This is a genomic window from Pseudomonas putida (genome assembly GCF_001941965.1).
Classification (GTDB): Bacteria; Pseudomonadota; Gammaproteobacteria; order Pseudomonadales; family Pseudomonadaceae; genus Aquipseudomonas; species Aquipseudomonas putida_L.
In genome coordinates this window covers 49,493-64,891 of sequence record NZ_MKZO01000025.1, presented here as the reverse complement: position 1 = coordinate 64,891, position 15,399 = coordinate 49,493, and the positions used below count along the sequence as shown (strand labels likewise).

The 15,399-nt window shown below is 64.5% G+C and carries 15 protein-coding genes; 5 read left to right on the top strand and 10 right to left on the bottom strand.

The genetic code is table 11. The features are described from left to right. The first annotated feature begins 111 nt into the window (after nucleotides 1–111). Nucleotides 112–1,428 (top strand): PQQ-dependent sugar dehydrogenase, encoded by a 1,317-nt coding sequence (locus tag PSEMO_RS14640; RefSeq protein ID WP_075803711.1) that lies wholly within the window; start codon nucleotides 112–114, stop codon nucleotides 1,426–1,428. A 133-nt stretch (nucleotides 1,429–1,561) separates the two neighbouring features. Here PSEMO_RS14640 and PSEMO_RS14635 read toward each other — a convergent pair whose 3' ends face one another. The 5 genes from PSEMO_RS14635 to PSEMO_RS14615 form a co-directional block, all read right to left on the bottom strand. After that, nucleotides 1,562–2,101, bottom strand: coding sequence for a C40 family peptidase (locus PSEMO_RS14635; protein WP_081430262.1), 540 nt, complete (start codon nucleotides 2,099–2,101; stop codon nucleotides 1,562–1,564). Between the two features lie 135 nt (nucleotides 2,102–2,236). After that, on the bottom strand, nucleotides 2,237–2,878 hold the full coding sequence (locus PSEMO_RS14630) for a C40 family peptidase (RefSeq protein ID WP_075803710.1): 642 nt from the start codon (nucleotides 2,876–2,878) through the stop codon (nucleotides 2,237–2,239). 115 nt (nucleotides 2,879–2,993) lie between these two features. After that, a complete protein-coding gene (hda, locus tag PSEMO_RS14625) occupies nucleotides 2,994–3,698 on the bottom strand; it encodes a DnaA regulatory inactivator Hda (protein WP_075803709.1) in 705 nt (234 codons plus the stop codon). Between the two features lie 198 nt (nucleotides 3,699–3,896). After that, nucleotides 3,897–4,970: an AI-2E family transporter gene (locus PSEMO_RS14620; RefSeq protein WP_075803708.1), complete on the bottom strand. Its 1,074-nt coding sequence runs from the start codon at nucleotides 4,968–4,970 to the stop codon at nucleotides 3,897–3,899. Nucleotides 4,971–4,979: 9 nt separating this feature from the next. After that, nucleotides 4,980–6,041, bottom strand: coding sequence for a DUF2066 domain-containing protein (locus tag PSEMO_RS14615; protein ID WP_075803707.1), 1,062 nt, complete (start codon nucleotides 6,039–6,041; stop codon nucleotides 4,980–4,982). Between the two features lie 322 nt (nucleotides 6,042–6,363). Here PSEMO_RS14615 and purM point away from each other — a divergent pair, with 322 nt between their 5' ends. From purM to PSEMO_RS14595, 4 genes are all read left to right on the top strand, one after another. After that, complete coding sequence (gene purM / locus PSEMO_RS14610; protein WP_075803706.1) at nucleotides 6,364–7,422, top strand: phosphoribosylformylglycinamidine cyclo-ligase; 1,059 nt, start codon at nucleotides 6,364–6,366, stop codon at nucleotides 7,420–7,422. Continuing rightward, entirely contained in the window at nucleotides 7,422–8,075 is a 654-nt protein-coding gene (purN, locus tag PSEMO_RS14605; protein ID WP_075803705.1) for a phosphoribosylglycinamide formyltransferase, read from the top strand. The genes purM and purN overlap by 1 nt, the downstream gene beginning before the upstream one ends. 8 nt (nucleotides 8,076–8,083) lie before the next feature. Then, nucleotides 8,084–8,794 (top strand): DUF3108 domain-containing protein, encoded by a 711-nt coding sequence (locus tag PSEMO_RS14600; protein ID WP_075803704.1) that lies wholly within the window; start codon nucleotides 8,084–8,086, stop codon nucleotides 8,792–8,794. A 265-nt stretch (nucleotides 8,795–9,059) separates the two neighbouring features. After that, entirely contained in the window at nucleotides 9,060–9,242 is a 183-nt protein-coding gene (locus PSEMO_RS14595; protein WP_075803703.1) for a hypothetical protein, read from the top strand. Nucleotides 9,243–9,309: 67 nt separating this feature from the next. On the opposite strand, the gene PSEMO_RS14590 is transcribed toward PSEMO_RS14595, so the two are convergent. From PSEMO_RS14590 to cysM, 5 genes are all read right to left on the bottom strand, one after another. After that, entirely contained in the window at nucleotides 9,310–9,849 is a 540-nt protein-coding gene (locus PSEMO_RS14590) for a DUF2058 domain-containing protein (protein WP_075803702.1), read from the bottom strand. A 27-nt stretch (nucleotides 9,850–9,876) separates the two neighbouring features. Further along, nucleotides 9,877–10,707: a nucleoside triphosphate pyrophosphohydrolase gene (gene mazG / locus PSEMO_RS14585; protein ID WP_075803701.1), complete on the bottom strand. Its 831-nt coding sequence runs from the start codon at nucleotides 10,705–10,707 to the stop codon at nucleotides 9,877–9,879. A 50-nt stretch (nucleotides 10,708–10,757) separates the two neighbouring features. Continuing rightward, nucleotides 10,758–12,998, bottom strand: coding sequence for a GTP diphosphokinase (relA, locus tag PSEMO_RS14580; protein ID WP_075803700.1), 2,241 nt, complete (start codon nucleotides 12,996–12,998; stop codon nucleotides 10,758–10,760). A 99-nt stretch (nucleotides 12,999–13,097) separates the two neighbouring features. Continuing rightward, nucleotides 13,098–14,456, bottom strand: a complete 1,359-nt coding sequence (rlmD, locus tag PSEMO_RS14575) for a 23S rRNA (uracil(1939)-C(5))-methyltransferase RlmD (RefSeq protein WP_075803699.1) — start codon at nucleotides 14,454–14,456, stop codon at nucleotides 13,098–13,100. Then, entirely contained in the window at nucleotides 14,456–15,358 is a 903-nt protein-coding gene (gene cysM / locus PSEMO_RS14570) for a cysteine synthase CysM (protein WP_178392006.1), read from the bottom strand. The genes rlmD and cysM overlap by 1 nt, the downstream gene beginning before the upstream one ends. Nucleotides 15,359–15,399: the final 41 nt, after the last annotated feature.

Genomic DNA, 15,399 nt, shown 5'->3' with positions numbered 1-15,399 from the left:
AGAGCAGCGGCGCCTTTTCTTGCAGCTTAAGGCTTATAGCTTGAAGCTGACTGAACCTCCCTCGCCCCCGTCACCTCTGACTCTTTAGGACCTATCCCAAGGAGTCAGACCATGCCCACCCTGCGCCTTGCCATCTTGCTGGCCATCACCACCGGCCTGACTGCCTGCGGCGAATCCGCCCGGCTCCAGGTCACCGACGGCAGCGGCCCGTCGCCGCAACTGCCGGAACCGAACAAGACCCTGATCCCCACGGTGAACATCGCCCCGGCCGTCGGCTGGCCCGATGGCGGCAAGCCCAAGGCGGCCCAGGGCACCCAGGTGGTCGCCTTCGCCGGTGGCCTGGATCACCCGCGCTGGCTCTATGTGCTGCCCAATGGCGACGTACTGGTCGCGGAAACCAACGCACCGGAGAAACCCGACGACGGCAAGGGCATCCGTGGCTGGGTGATGAAGAAGGTCATGGCCAAGGCCGGCGCTGGCGTACCTAGCCCCAACCGCATCACCCTGCTGCGCGATGCCGACAAGGATGGCGTGGCGGAAACCCGCACGGTGTTCCTCAAGGACCTCAACTCGCCGTTCGGCATGACCCTGGTCGGCAATGACCTGTATGTGGCCGACACCGATCGCCTGCTGCGCTTCAAGTACCAGGAAGGCGCCACCTCGCTGAACGGCCCGGGCGAGCCGGTCAGCGAGCTGCCGGGCGGGCCGCTGAACCACCACTGGACCAAGAACGTCATCGCCAGCCCTGACGGCAGGAAGCTGTATGTGACCGTCGGCTCCAACAGCAATGTCGCCGAGAACGGCATGGACAAGGAAAAGGAACGGGCAGCGATCTGGGAAGTGGACCCGGCGACCGGGCAGCACCGGATCTTCGCCTCGGGCCTGCGCAACCCCAACGGCCTCGCCTGGGAACCTCACAGCGGGAAGCTGTGGACGGCGGTGAACGAGCGCGACGAGATCGGCAGCGACCTGGTGCCGGACTACATCACCTCGGTGCAGGACGGCGGGTTCTATGGCTGGCCCTACAGTTATTACGGCCAGCATGTGGATGTGCGGGTGGAGCACCAGGACCCGAACCTGGTGGCCCGGGCCATCGCCCCCGATTACGCGGTGGGCCCGCATACCGCCTCGCTGGGCCTGGCCTTCGCCGAAGCCGGGGCGCTGCCGCCGCCGTTCGACCAGGGCGCGTTCATCGGCCAGCACGGCTCGTGGAACCGCAAGCCGCACAGTGGCTACAAGGTGCTGTTCGTACCGTTCAGCACCGAGGGCAAGCCGGCCGGGAAACCGGTGGACCTGTTGAGCGGGTTCCTGAATGACGAGGGCAAGGCCATGGGGCGGCCGGTGGGGGTGGTCACGGACCGCAGAGGCGGGGTGCTGGTGGCGGATGATGTGGGGAATGTGGTTTGGCGGGTGAGCAAGCTTCAGTAATCGAGGTTGTCTGTACTGGCCTCATCGCTGGCAAGCCAGCTCCCACAGGTCCAGCGGTGCACGCGGTCACTGTGGGAGCTGCGGTTCGGCGCTCCGACTTGCCAGCGATGAGGCCATCAGCCCCACCCAAAAGCTAGGGGTTGTGCGCCAGATGAGCTGGCGCCACCAGAACCCGCTTGGCATTCAGATAAGACTTCTGCCAATAGTTGTTCGACAGATAATCCAGCCGCACCGTCCCACCGGTCGACGGCGCATGCACGAAGCGCCCTTCCCCGACATAGATGCCAGCATGATTCACCTGGCTCGCACCGTTCGTCGCAAAGAACACCACATCCCCCGACTGCAGCGCATCGCGCTGCACATCCGGGGCACGCATGACGATCATCTCGCGGGTCGAACGGGGCAGGGAAATCCCCGCCGCGTCCCGATAGACGTACCCGATCAGCCCGCTGCAATCGAACCCGGAGTCCGGCGTGTTGCCACCCCAGCGATACGGCGTACCCACAAGCCCGAGCGCGCGGAAAAGCACGTCCTCAGCGGCTGGCGAGTAGGTGATCTGGGCAGGAACATAGGCCGGCTGGACCACCGGAGGCGGGGTCGGAGCATGGCTGGAGCAGGCACCGAGCAGTGCTGCCAGGGACAATACCGCTAAACGCGCCATCATCGTCTTCATCAGAACATCCTGTCTGAAGCTGCCGGCGCGAGGCCGGAAAAGTGGTGAGAAATTAGATTAGACGTTTTCTGTAAACACGCACGGCGACTAGCTTTTCAGCATAGTCGCCGTGTGTCTGACACCGAGGGAATTCGCTTAGTTGCGCGAAAGTGTCTCGGCCGGTGCCGCTGGAGCCAGCGCGAGGGCGCGCTTGGCTTCCATGAAGGTCTTGCTCCAGTAGCGATCGCCCAGGCTGTCGATCCGCACCCCGCCACTGCGGCGGCTGCTGGAGTGGATGAACTGGTTGTCGCCAAGGTAGATACCGGCGTGGCTGACGCGACCGCGGCCGTTGGTGCTGAAGAACAGCAGGTCACCCGGCTTGAGGTTGTTGCGCGAGACCAGCGGCGCATCCACGTTGATCATCTCGCGGGTCGAACGCGGCAGGGTCATGCCGGCTTCCTCACGGAACAGATAACCGATGAAACCGCTGCAATCGAAGCCCGACTGCTCGGAGGTGCCACCGAAGCGGTAACGGGTACCGATCAGCGACATGCCGCGCTCGAGGATGCTGTCGGCCAGGGCTGGCAGTTGGTAGGACTTGTTGCCGGAGAATTCTTCCAGATCCTGCTCGGTCGCCAGCTCTTCGTCGAACACCGAAGCGTCAACGGGGGACTGGGTGGCGGACTTGGCAGAAACAGCGAAGTGATCCTGCTGTTGCGGTGCCGGGCTATGAGCTGCGCAGCCGAAAAGCAGTGTCACGAGTGCGAGGGGCACGAGGGGTGCGAAGCGATTCAGCATGGGCACGACCGTGTCTTGAATTTGATGAAGCCGCGACTATGCCTTCTATGGATTCGATTTGCAAATTCAATCGAAAAAAATGTGACTTTTATGTGCGGTAGGTCAAGGACGGGGTTTACCAGCCCAATGTTTCCTTCAGGAAGGGGATGGTGAGCTTGCGTTTTTCCTGCAGCGAAGCCTGGTCCAGACGCTCCAGCAGGTCGAACAATGCGCTCATGCTGCGGGTTCCGCGGGTGAGGATGAAGTGCCCGACTTCGTCGGTCATATGCAGGCCGCGGCGCGAGGCACGCAGTTGCAGGGCGCGCAGCTTGTCTTCGTCGGACAGGGCGCGCATCTGGAAGATCAGCGCCATGGTCAGGCGGGACTTGAGGTCCGGCAGCTTGATCGGCAGTTCGCGGGGCGAGGCGGAGGCGGCCAGGAGCAGGCGCCGGCCGCTGTCACGCAGGCGGTTGAACAGGTGGAACATCGCCTCTTCCCACTCCGGCTTGCCGGCGATGACGTGCAGATCGTCCAGGCACACCAGTTCGTACTGCTCCAGGTAATCCAGCAGTTCGACACCACGATCGAGGAGTTGCGCCAGCGGCAGGTAGACGGCGGGTTCGCCCAGTTGCTCGAAACGCAGGCAGGCCGCCTGCAACAGATGGGTACGCCCTACCCCCTGCTTGCCCCACAGATAGATCAGGCTTTCGGTCCAGCCGGCGTCGGCTTCGCAGAGTCGCTCGACGTAGCCCAATGCTGCGGCGTTGGCACCCGGATAGTAGTTGATGAAGGTGGCGTCATCGCGCAGACGCACACCCAGGGGCAACTGGATCGGTTTCATGCTGGCTGGGCGGTCGTGAGGAACCGCAAAGGGCCCTTGGTAAAAGTTTGCAAAGTCTATACCCGCGCCGTCGGTCGCACAATGAGCGAAGGAAATCAAAGGGTTGGGACAGCTTCAAGCCACAAGCTGCAAGCGACAAGAAAAAGCAGCGGCGACGCGCACTGCTCTTTCTTGCCGCTTGCAGCTTAGGGCTTGCGGCTAAAGATCCGGATCGATCTTCTCGCCATACACGTCCGACCTTTTATAGAAGTCATGCATGTGCCGCAGCAGCACCATGATCACCGCCGCTGCCGGCAAGGCCAGGAGCACGCCGGTAAAGCCGAACAGTTCGCCGCCGGCGAGGATGGCGAAGATCACCGCCACCGGGTGCAGGCCGATCCTGTCGCCCACCAGCAGCGGCGTCAGGACCATGCCCTCCAGCGCCTGACCGACCATGAACACGGCAAGGATACCCAGCAGCGGGTAGAGGTCGCCGCCAAACTGGAACAGCCCGGCCACCAGCGCCGCGCCGATACCGATGATGAAGCCCATGTACGGCACGATGGCCGCCAGCCCCGCCAGCAGGCCGATCAGCAGGCCCAGCTCGAGGCCCACCAGCATCAGCCCGGAGGCGTAGATCACGCCCAACGCCAGCATCACCAGCAACTGCCCGCGAACGAAGGCACCCAGCACCTCGTGGCACTCCCCCGCCAGTTCCACCACCTGCGGTTCGCGCTGGCGTGGCAGCAGGCTGCGCAGCTTGGCCATCATCAGGTCCCAGTCGCGCAGCAAGTAGAAGCCCACCACCGGAATCAGCACCAGGTTGGCCAGCCAGCCGACCAGGGCCAGCCCGGACGCGGTCACCTGGGACAGGACCATGCCGACGATATCGGTGGTCTGGCCCATATGGGCGCTGATGGCCGCCTTGACCTTGTCGAACTTCCAGAAGCCGTCGGCCAGCCCCAGCTTGACCTGGACCCAGGGCAACGCCACGTGCTGCAGCCAGTCGAGCATCTGCGGCGCGACCTCATAGAGGCGCACCAGTTGCTTGGCCAGCATCGGGATCAGCACCAGCAGCATGGCCAGCAGGATCAGGCTGAAAAGGGCGAAGACCACCGCCACCCCGGCGGTGCGCGACAGCCCCATGCGTTCCAGGCGATCCACCAGCGGATCGCCCAGGTAGGCCAGGAGGATGCCGACCAGGAACGGCGAAAGAATCCCGTGCAGCAAATAAAGAAGGAGGCCCAGCGATAGCAGGGCGATCGGCCACATCCAGCGGCGCACGTCGATCATCATGGCTCCTTACCAGCGAAAACGCAGGCCGGTGAACGGCGCCGGCGCAGGCGCCGGTGCTGCAGCTCCAGCTTCGGCCGGCGTTGCAGGTGCCGGTGCCACTGGCGTCGCCGGTGCAGGCTCTGGCGGCAGTTCCTGCAGTTTCGCCAGGCCCAGCTGGGCGCGCAGTTGATCATTGCTGCCGGTAGCCTTCCAGGTCATCACGTCACCCTGAACCAGGGTGACCCGACCGCCGAAGGGTTCCAGCACCCGACCCAGTTCGGCATAGCGCTCCAGGTTCATGCCCTGGACCTGGAACAGCTGCTCGCTGCTGGAGCCCGGCTTGACCACGAAACGCGGCGCCAGGCGCTGGCTGACCGCAAGCATCACGGCATCGGCCAGGGCCGCCTGATCGGCACCTTCCACCTTGCCCTGCTCGCGCTGCTCGCCCAGCCACAGGCGCCAGGTGCCGTTCCACTTGCCATCGACTTCGCTGGCATGCACCGCCAGCAGGGCATCGGCGCCGTAACGCCCGGACGCAGCCTGCAACGGCGCAGGGTCGGTGCCTTCGAGGTTCTTCGGCGTCGCCACCAGTTGCTCTTCAAGATCCGCCAGCGGCAGGCGCAGCGGCAGGCCACGATGCTGGGCGGCGCGGCGCAGCACCTCGGCATTGCCCTGGCCGTCGCCAACCAGGTTCGAGCCCTCGGTGCTGTCGTTCAACCACCAGCCGAGAATCGCCGGGCGGTTGCTGCCCCACAGCGCCAGGCCGGCCTTGCGCAGGGCGCGCTCGGTGCTGCCCGGGTCGAAGTCCACCAGCAGGGTCTCCGGCGGGCCGGCCTCGGTGCCGAACTGGCTGATGATCTGTTGCGGGTCCTTGCGCAATTCGGCAAGCCCGGGGTTCTGCGGCGCCTTGGGGTCGCCGGTCAGGCGCAGGACCAGGGTGTCCAGCGCCGCCTGGGTGGCCTGGGCGCGGGCGTCGGCGCCCTGCCCGACCGGCTCGCGCACCTGGTACAGCCCGGAGACGCTTTCGGCCTGGGCCGCCACGGCGAACAAGGCCACGCAGCAACCGAACAGATATGAACGCAAAGGCATGAAGAATTCCTGTCCAGATATAGAAAGAAGCGAAGTCCAGCGCCCTCGCCGCAGCGCAAAATACACGCAAGGGGCACTGTTTCACCTCCTATACCTTATACAGGCCGTGACAAGGCAACCAGCCGCCCGCGGCGATTCATGTTTTTTCCTGATATTCCGGCCCTGCCCGTCGGCCTGAGGATGGCCGCTGCCGGGCAACCCTGATAAAATCGCGCGCCTTCGCAGACCACTGACGGTCGGGCAGGCGGATCCAGTTTTCCCCGCAGCCTGGCAGGTCAGGGTCGATTTTCCCGAATCCCTCCCTCCTAAAGGCCTGGATCACATGAGCAAGCAACCCTCCCTTAGCTACAAGGACGCCGGTGTAGACATCGACGCCGGCGAAGCCTTGGTCGAACGCATCAAAGGCGTGGCCAAGCGCACCGCGCGCCCGGAAGTCATGGGCGGCCTGGGCGGCTTTGGCGCCCTCTGTGAAATCCCGGCCGGCTACAAGCAACCGGTCCTGGTCTCCGGCACCGACGGCGTTGGCACCAAGCTGCGCCTGGCGCTGAACCTGAACAAGCACGACTCGATCGGCCAGGACCTGGTCGCCATGTGCGTCAACGACCTGGTGGTCTGCGGCGCCGAGCCGCTGTTCTTCCTCGACTACTACGCCACCGGCAAGCTGAATGTCGACGTGGCCGCCACCGTGGTTACCGGCATCGGCGCCGGCTGCGAACTGGCCGGCTGTTCGCTGGTCGGTGGTGAAACCGCAGAAATGCCAGGCATGTACGAAGGCGAAGACTACGACCTGGCCGGTTTCTGCGTGGGTGTGGTCGAGAAGGCCGAGATCATCGACGGCTCGAAAGTCGCCACCGGTGACGCCCTGATCGCCCTGCCATCCTCCGGCCCGCACTCCAACGGCTACTCGCTGATCCGCAAGATCATCGAAGTCTCCGGCGCCGACATCGAGCAGGTGCAACTGGACGGCCAGCCGCTGACCGAACTGCTGATGGCCCCGACCCGCATCTACGTCAAGCCGCTGCTCAAGCTGATCAAGGCCACCGGCGCGGTCAAGGCCATGGCCCACATCACCGGCGGCGGCCTGCTGGACAACATCCCGCGCGTCCTGCCAAAAGGCGCCCAGGCGATCGTCGACGTGGCGAGCTGGGAGCGTCCTGCGGTGTTCAACTGGCTGCAGGAGCAAGGCAACGTCGACGAGCACGAAATGCACCGCGTCCTGAACTGCGGCGTCGGCATGGTCATCTGCGTTGCCCAGGACCAGGTCGAAGTGGCCCTGAACACCCTGCGTGAAGCCGGTGAGCAGCCATGGGTCATCGGCCAGATCGGCGTCGCCGCCGAAGGCGCCGCCCAGGTCGAGCTGAAGAACGTCAAGGCGCACTGATGCCCGCAGCGAAGTGTGATGTGGTGGTGTTGCTGTCGGGTTCCGGCAGCAACCTGCAAGCCCTGATCGACAGCGCCCGTGCCGGGGATTCCCCGGTACGGATCCGCGCCGTGATTTCCAACCGCGCCGATGCCTATGGCCTCGAGCGCGCGCGCAATGCCGGCATCGATACCGCCGTGCTCGACCACAAGGGGTTCGATGGCCGCGAAGCCTTCGACCGCGCCCTGATCGAGCAGATCGATGCCTTCTCGCCGCACCTGGTGGTGCTCGCCGGCTTCATGCGTATCCTCAGCGGCGATTTCGTCCGCCACTACGCCGGGCGCCTGCTGAATATCCACCCGTCCCTGCTGCCCAAGTACAAAGGCCTGCACACCCACCAACGGGCGCTGGAGGCCGGCGATGCCGAGCATGGCTGCAGCGTGCACTTTGTCACCGAGGAACTCGATGGCGGGCCGCTGGTCGTACAGGCAATCATTCCGGTGGCTACGGATGACACGCCAGAGACCCTGGCGCAGAGGGTTCACAGCCAGGAACACCAGATCTACCCGCTGGCCGTGAGCTGGTTTGCCGCAGGCCGTTTGCGCCTCGGTGCAAGCGGTGCTCTACTGGATGGCCAGCCACTGGCGGCCAGCGGCCACTTGATTCGACCCTAGGAGATTTTATGCGTCGCGCCCTGCTTCTCGCCCTCGCCGTGCTCGCGCTGCCGCTTCAGGCAGCCGACCTGAAACCGTTCTCGGCCAGCTACACCGCCGACTGGAAGCAACTGCCCATGAGCGGCACTGCCGAACGCAGCCTGGAAAAGAACACCAACGGCACCTGGAGCCTCAACTTCAAGGCATCGATGATGATCGCCAGCCTGACCGAGCAGAGCACCCTGTCGCTGGACAAGGACACCCTGCTGCCGCAGAGCTACCACTTCGAACGGGGTGGCCTGGGCAAGGCGAAGAAAGTCGACCTGGACTTCGACTGGTCGCAGAAGGTCATCACCGGTACCGACCGTGGCGACGCGGTGAAGCTGCCGCTCAACCGTGGCGTGCTGGACAAGTCGACCTACCAGCTGGCGCTGCAGCATGACGTGGCGGCGGGCAAGAAGAGCGTGAGCTACCAGGTGGTGGATGGCGACGAGATCGACACCTACGACTTCCGCGTGCTGGGTACCGAGAAGGTCAGCACCCGTACCGGCCAGGTCGATGCGGTCAAGGTCGAGCGCGTGCGTGATCCAAGCCAGAGCAAGCGCATCACCGAGCTGTGGTTCGCCAAGGACTGGGACTACCTGCTGGTGCAACTGCGCCAGGTCGAGACCGATGGCAAGGAATACGTGATCGTGCTGCAGGACGGCACGGTGGATGGCAAGGCGGTCAAGGGTAACTGACTGGCTGGTTGTTCGTTGTATCCGGAAACCCCGCCTTGTGCGGGGTTTTCTTTTGTCTGTGAGGGCCTCATCGCTGGCAAGCCAGCTCCCACAGGTTCCGCGGTGCATGCAATTCCCTGTGGGAGCTGGCTTGCCAGCGATGAGGCCGGTGCAGACAACCATGAAAGATCTTTCATGGCGCTTTTAATTTACTTAGCCAGCTAACAAATTCTATAAAAGAGTCCTGCGACAGAGTGCCGCAGTTAACCGGATTTGGAGTTTGCACATGACTGTCAAAGTAACTGAGCGCGACGAATCGAAACTGTCCCATGAAGGTGTCGCCGCCGGCGTGCGCATCTGGGATGTGCACCAGCAGGGCCAGTTGGTCGGCATGTTCCACACTGAACACGAAGCCCACCGCTACCGCATGGAACTGGAAGTCTGGGAAACCCGCCGCAACCCGTCCTGACACCGCCCTCCCCCGCAGAAACGACAAACCCCGCCAAGGCGGGGTTTGTCGTTTCTGCGGAGTCAGATCACCACATCAGGTCATCCGGGATCACGTAGGCCGCGTACGGATCGTCGGCATCCGGCTCTTCCACCTGGGTGTTGAGCAAGAGGATGCGCTGCGGATCGCGCTCCTGGATCTTCACCGCCGCTTCCCGCGGGATGATCTCGTAGCCGCCGCCATGGGCGACGATGGCCAGCGAGCCGCTGCTCAGCTTGCTGCGCACCAGGGCGTTGACCGGGATGCGCTTGACCTTCTTGTCATCGACGAAGTTGTAGTAGTCCTCGGTGGTCAGCTTGGGCAGGCGCGAAACTTCGATCAGTTGCTTGATCTGCGCGGCACGGGCCTTCTGCTCGGCCTTTTCCTGCTGCTGGCGGTTGAGTTCCTGGTCGCGCGCGGCCTTCTCGGCCATCGCTTCCTTGGCCAGGCGCTGCTGGCTGTCGTCGACTTCGACCTGGCCTTTTTGCTCCAGGCGTTTCTGTTTCTTCTGGTCTTTGTTGACCTGCTTGACCTGCTTCTGGTTGACCAGGCCGGCTTTGAGCAATTGGTCGCGAAGGGAAAGGCTCATCGTGTTCACTCACTTAATGCATCGCGCTCAGCCGCAGCTGGGCAGGTTCTTTTCCTGACGCTTGGCTTCGCCCCAGAGTGCGTCCAAGTCTTCGAGGGTGCAATCTTCAATCGGACGCCCCATGTCGCGCAATGCCTGCTCGATAAAACGGAAGCGGCGTTCGAACTTGGCGTTGGCGCCACGCAGGGCGTTCTCCGGGTCGATCTTCAGGTGCCGGGCCAGGTTGACCGTGGCAAACAACAGGTCGCCCACCTCATCGGCCAGGGCCGCGGCGTCGTTGTCGGCCATGGCCTCCAGCACTTCGTCCAGCTCTTCGCGGACCTTGTCCAGCACCGGCAGCGGGCCCGGCCAGTCGAAACCGACCTGGGCCGTGCGCTTTTGCAGCTTGGCCGCGCGAGACAGGGCCGGCAGCGCCGCCGGGACGTCGTCGAGCAACGAAAGCTGCTCGGGGACGCCTTTCTCGGCACGCTCCTCGGCCTTGATCTCTTCCCAGCGCTGCTTGACCTGGTCTTCGTCCAGACGCGGAGCGTCCAGCGGCGCGTACAGCTCGCCGGTGGGGAATACGTGGGGATGACGACGGATCAGCTTGCGGGTGATGCTGTCGATCACCCCGGCGAATTCGAAGCGGCCCTCTTCCAGCGCCAGCTGGCTGTAATAGACCACCTGGAACAGCAGGTCGCCCAGCTCGCCCTGGAGGTGCTCGACGTCGCCGCGCTCGATGGCGTCGGCCACCTCGTAGGCTTCCTCGAGGGTATGCGGAACGATGCTCGCGTAGGTCTGTTTCAGGTCCCACGGGCAGCCGTATTGCGGGTCGCGCAAACGGGCCATCAGGTGCAGCAGGTCTTCCAGGGTGTACATCGTGGTCTCTCGCAACAGGCAAGGCCCGCCGTGCTGGCGGGCCTGCTCGGTCAAGGGGTGCGGTTGCGCCGGGTCTCGATGATGTTCGGCAACTGCGAGATACGCCCGAGCAGACGGCCAAGGGCGTCCAGGCCGGGGATCTCGATGGTCAGCGACATCAGCGCGGTGTTGTCTTCCTTGTTCGAGCGGGTGTTCACCGCCAGCACGTTGATCCGCTCGTTGAGCAGGACCTGGGAGACGTCACGCAGCAAGCCCGGACGGTCGTAGGCACGGACCACGATATCCACCGGATAGGTCTGCACCGGCACCGGGCCCCAGCTGACCTGGATGATCCGCTCCGGCTCGCGCCCGGCCAGTTGCAGCACCGAGGCGCAGTCCTGGCGGTGGATGGTCACGCCGCGGCCCTGGGTGATGTAGCCGACGATGGCATCCCCCGGCAGCGGCTGGCAGCAACCGGCCATCTGGGTCAGCAGGTTGCCGACGCCCTGGATCTGGATGTCGCCGCGCTTGCCCGGCTTGTAGCCGGTGGCCTTGCGGGTGATGAGGTCGATTTCCTCGATCCGCTCCGGCTCCACCAGTTGCTGGGCGGCGTTGACCAGGTGCGCCAGGCGCAGGTCGCCGGCACCGAGGGAGGCGAACATGTCCTCGGCGGCGCGCAGGTTGGCCTTTTCCGCCAGGCGCTCGAAGTCCACCTGGGGCAGGCCGAGGCGGTTGAGCTCGCGCTCCAGCAGGGTCTTGCCGGCGGCGACGTTCTGGTCGCGGGCCTGCAGCTTGAACCAGTGGACGATCTTCGCCCGCGCCCGTGAGGTGGTGACGTAGCCGAGGTTGGAGTTCAGCCAGTCGCGGCTCGGGTTGCCGTGCTTGCTGGTGATGATCTCCACCTGCTCGCCGGTCTGCAGGCTGTAGTTGAGCGGCACGATGCGCCCGTTGATCTTGGCGCCCCGGCAGTTGTGGCCGATCTCGGTGTGCACCCGGTAGGCGAAGTCCAGCGGCGTGGCGCCCTTGGGCAGGTCGATGGCGTGGCCGTCGGGGGTGAAGACGTAGACCCGGTCCGGCTCGATATCGACCCGCAACTGTTCGGCCAGGCCGCCGATGTCGCCCAGTTCCTCATGCCACTCCAGAACCTGGCGCAGCCACGAGATCTTCTCTTCGTAGTGGTTGGACCCGGACTTGACGTCGGTGCCCTTGTAGCGCCAGTGGGCGCAGACGCCCAGCTCGGCTTCCTCGTGCATGGCGTGGGTGCGGATCTGCACTTCCAGCACCTTGCCCTCGGGGCCGATCACCGCGGTGTGCAGCGAGCGGTAGCCGTTTTCCTTGGGGTTGGCGATGTAGTCGTCGAACTCCTTGGGAATGTGCCGCCACAGGGTGTGGACGATGCCCAGCGCGGTATAGCAGTCGCGCATTTCCGGGACCAGCACGCGCACCGCACGCACGTCGTAGATCTGGCTGAATTCCAGGCCCTTGCGCTGCATCTTGCGCCAGATCGAATAGATGTGTTTCGCCCGGCCGCTGATATCGGCCTTGACCCCGGTGGCCAGCAGTTCGTTCTGCAACTGGGCCATGACGTCGTTGATGAAGCGCTCGCGGTCGAGGCGGCGCTCATGCAGCAACTTGGCGATCTGCTTGTACTGGTCCGGCTCCAGGTAGCGGAAGGACAGGTCCTCCAGCTCCCACTTGATATGGCCGATACCCAGGCGATGCGCCAGCGGCGCATAGATGTCGAAGACCTCGCGGGCGACGCGGTGGCGCTTCTCGTCGTCGGCGCCCTTCACCGCGCGGATCGCGCAGGTGCGCTCGGCCAGCTTGATCAGGGCCACGCGCACGTCGTCGACCATGGCCACGAGCATCTTGCGCAGGTTCTCGACCTGGGCCTGGGAGCCCAGCACCAGGGAATGGCGCGGGTTGAGGCTGTCGCTGATGGCGGCCATGCGCAGCACGCCGTCGATCAGCTTGGAGACCACCGCGCCGAAGCGCTGGGCGACTTCGGAGAGGGTCGCCTTGCCCTCGCGCACGGCGCGGTAAATGATCGCGGCGACCAGCGAATCCTGGTCGAGCTTGAGGTCCGCGAGGATCTCGGCGATTTCCAGGCCGGCCTGGAAACTCGACGTACCGTCGGCCCAGGAGTGTTTGGCCTGGTTGCCCTTCTTCTCGATTTCCTGGGCGTACTCGCAGGCAATCTTCAGGGCTTCACGGTCCAGCGCTGCATCGACGCTGCATACGTGATCCAGCCATGCTTCGAGATTGATACTGCCGTCGGTGTTGACCGGCTGGTGCACTCTCACCTGTACCATCTTTGTTTACCTTTTCCTGCAGCGCATGCTCGATGCGCCTGATAACTCGGGTGCCGTGCCTATGAACGATGAAGGCACGACACCGGGCGATTAGCGGTGCTAACCCACCTCGAATAACGCCATGGCCTCGACATGTGCTGTCTGCGGGAACATGTCGAGGATCCCGGCCCTTTTTAACCGGTAACCCTGCTTGATCAATTCAAGCGTATCGCGGGCCAGGGTCGCCGGATTGCACGACACATAGACCAGACGCTTGGCACCCAGTGCTGCGATTTTTCTGACGACCTCGTAGGCACCGTCGCGCGGTGGGTCCAAGAGTACCGCAGAAAAGCCTTCAGCCGCCCACTCGGCAACGGCCAGAGGTTGGGATAAATCCGCCTGAAAAAAGCGAACATTATTCAAATTATTGCCAAGGGCATTGGCGGCGGCCCGATCGACCATCACCTGCACCCCTTCCACCGCCACTACCTCGGCGGCTTTCTGCGCCAGCGGCAGGGCGAAATTGCCCAGGCCGCAGAACAGGTCGAGCACGCGCTCGTCATTCTGCGGGGCGAGCCAGTCGAGGGCCTGTTCGATCATCGCCGTATTGACCCCGGCGTTGACCTGGACGAAGTCGCCCGGGCGGTAGGCCAGGGTCAGTTTCCAGGGCTCCAGTTCGAACCCGAGGAACTGATCCGGTTCCACCGCTTCAGGCTCGCCTTCACCTTGCAGCCAGAGCTGCACGCCGGCTTCGGCGCAGAAGGCGTTCAGCTTGCCCAGGTCTGCCTCGCCCAGTGGCGCGGTGTGACGCACCAGCATGGCCAGGGCGGTGCCGCTGAACAGCTCGACGTGCCCGACCACCTGGGGCTTGCCCAGGCTTTGCAACAGCAACGGCAGATGGCGCATCACCGATTGCAAGGGCTGTACCAGCACCGGGCAGTCGTCGATGGCGATGATGTCCTGGCTGGCTTCGGCGCGGAAACCGACGTCCAGCTTCTTCGCCTTCTGGTCCCAGCGCACCGCGATGCGGGCGCGGCGGCGATAACCGAATTCCGGACCGCTCAAGGGCGCGGCCCACTGCTCGGGAGCAACGCCGGCCACCCGCTGCAACTGTTCGGCGAGCAGGCGCTGCTTGAGTTCGAGTTGGTCGGCGTGGGGCAGGTGTTGCAGGTTGCAGCCACCGCAGCGGTCGAAGTGCTTGCAGGGCGCCTCGCGGCGCTGCTCGCTGGCCGTGAAAACCCGCTCCAGGCGCGCCTCGACCACCTTGCCATGGGCATTGAGCACCCGCGCCTCGACCTCTTCGCCACCCAGCGCGCCACTGACGAACCAGGTGCGGCCTTCGAGGAAGGCGATGCCACGACCGTCACCGGCCAGGCGCTCGATGCTCAGGCGCTGCTTCTTGCCCGTCGGCACCTGGGGCGCACGGCTGCCGCCGGCCGGCTGGAAGCGCAGGCCGCCGTTTCGTTTAGCTTTGGACATCAGCGATCCGCGTCGAAAATGCCGGTCGACAGGTAACGGTCGCCACGGTCACAGATGATCGCCACCATCGTGGCGTTTTCCACTTCACGGGACAGGCGCAGCATCGCCGCCACCGCACCACCGGAAGACACACCGCAGAAAATGCCCTCTTCCCGGGCCAGGCGGCGGGTGGTGTCCTCGGCTTCGCTCTGGGCCATGTCGACCACGCGATCGACGCGCTCGGCCTGGAAGATCGACGGCAGGTATTCCTCCGGCCAGCGGCGGATGCCCGGGATGGCCGAACCTTCCATGGGCTGCAGGCCGACGATCTGCACGTTGGGGTTCTGCTCCTTGAGGTAGCGCGAGCAGCCCATGATGGTGCCGGTGGTGCCCATGGAACTGATGAAATGGGTGATGTTGCCGCCGGTCTGGCGCCAGATCTCCGGGCCGGTACTGACGTAGTGGGCCTCGGGGTTGTCGCCGTTGCCGAACTGGTCGAGGACCAGGCCACGGCCTTCGTCACGCAGGCGCTCGGCCAGGTCACGGGCGCCTTCCATGCCCTCTTCCTTGCTGACCAGGATCAGCTCGGCGCCGTAGGCGGTCATTGCCGCCTTGCGTTCGGCACTGGAGTTGTCGGGCATGATCAGGATCATCTTGTAGCCCTTGATCGCCGCCGCCATGGCCAGGGCGATCCCGGTGTTGCCGGAGGTCGCCTCGATCAGGGTGTCGCCTGGCTTGATCTGGCCGCGCAGCTCGGCACGGGTGATCATCGACAGCGCCGGACGGTCCTTGACCGAACCCGCCGGGTTGTTGCCTTCGAGCTTTACCAGGAGCGTATTGCTGGTCTCACCGGCCATGCGCTGCAGGCGAACCAGGGGGGTGTTGCCGACGCAATCGGCGATGGTGGGGTACTGCAAGGTCATGGCGTTTTCGCAATCCAGACTCACGGGGCCGCCTATCATAC

Excerpts from the sequence above, each read along its gene's own strand:
- PSEMO_RS14640 (WP_075803711.1), top strand. The coding sequence starts at position 112 with ATGCCCACCCTGCGCCTTGCCATCTTGCTGGCCATCACCACCGGCCTG.
- PSEMO_RS14635 (WP_081430262.1), bottom strand. The coding sequence starts at position 2,101 with ATGAAGACGATGATGGCGCGTTTAGCGGTATTGTCCCTGGCAGCACTG.
- PSEMO_RS14630 (WP_075803710.1), bottom strand. The coding sequence starts at position 2,878 with ATGCTGAATCGCTTCGCACCCCTCGTGCCCCTCGCACTCGTGACACTG.
- hda (WP_075803709.1), bottom strand. The coding sequence starts at position 3,698 with ATGAAACCGATCCAGTTGCCCCTGGGTGTGCGTCTGCGCGATGACGCC.
- PSEMO_RS14620 (WP_075803708.1), bottom strand. The coding sequence starts at position 4,970 with ATGATCGACGTGCGCCGCTGGATGTGGCCGATCGCCCTGCTATCGCTG.
- PSEMO_RS14615 (WP_075803707.1), bottom strand. The coding sequence starts at position 6,041 with ATGCCTTTGCGTTCATATCTGTTCGGTTGCTGCGTGGCCTTGTTCGCC.
- purM (WP_075803706.1), top strand. The coding sequence starts at position 6,364 with ATGAGCAAGCAACCCTCCCTTAGCTACAAGGACGCCGGTGTAGACATC.
- purN (WP_075803705.1), top strand. The coding sequence starts at position 7,422 with ATGCCCGCAGCGAAGTGTGATGTGGTGGTGTTGCTGTCGGGTTCCGGC.
- PSEMO_RS14600 (WP_075803704.1), top strand. The coding sequence starts at position 8,084 with ATGCGTCGCGCCCTGCTTCTCGCCCTCGCCGTGCTCGCGCTGCCGCTT.
- PSEMO_RS14595 (WP_075803703.1), top strand. The coding sequence starts at position 9,060 with ATGACTGTCAAAGTAACTGAGCGCGACGAATCGAAACTGTCCCATGAA.
- PSEMO_RS14590 (WP_075803702.1), bottom strand. The coding sequence starts at position 9,849 with ATGAGCCTTTCCCTTCGCGACCAATTGCTCAAAGCCGGCCTGGTCAAC.
- mazG (WP_075803701.1), bottom strand. The coding sequence starts at position 10,707 with ATGTACACCCTGGAAGACCTGCTGCACCTGATGGCCCGTTTGCGCGAC.
- relA (WP_075803700.1), bottom strand. The coding sequence starts at position 12,998 with ATGGTACAGGTGAGAGTGCACCAGCCGGTCAACACCGACGGCAGTATC.
- rlmD (WP_075803699.1), bottom strand. The coding sequence starts at position 14,456 with ATGTCCAAAGCTAAACGAAACGGCGGCCTGCGCTTCCAGCCGGCCGGC.
- cysM (WP_178392006.1), bottom strand. The coding sequence starts at position 15,358 with ATGACCTTGCAGTACCCCACCATCGCCGATTGCGTCGGCAACACCCCC.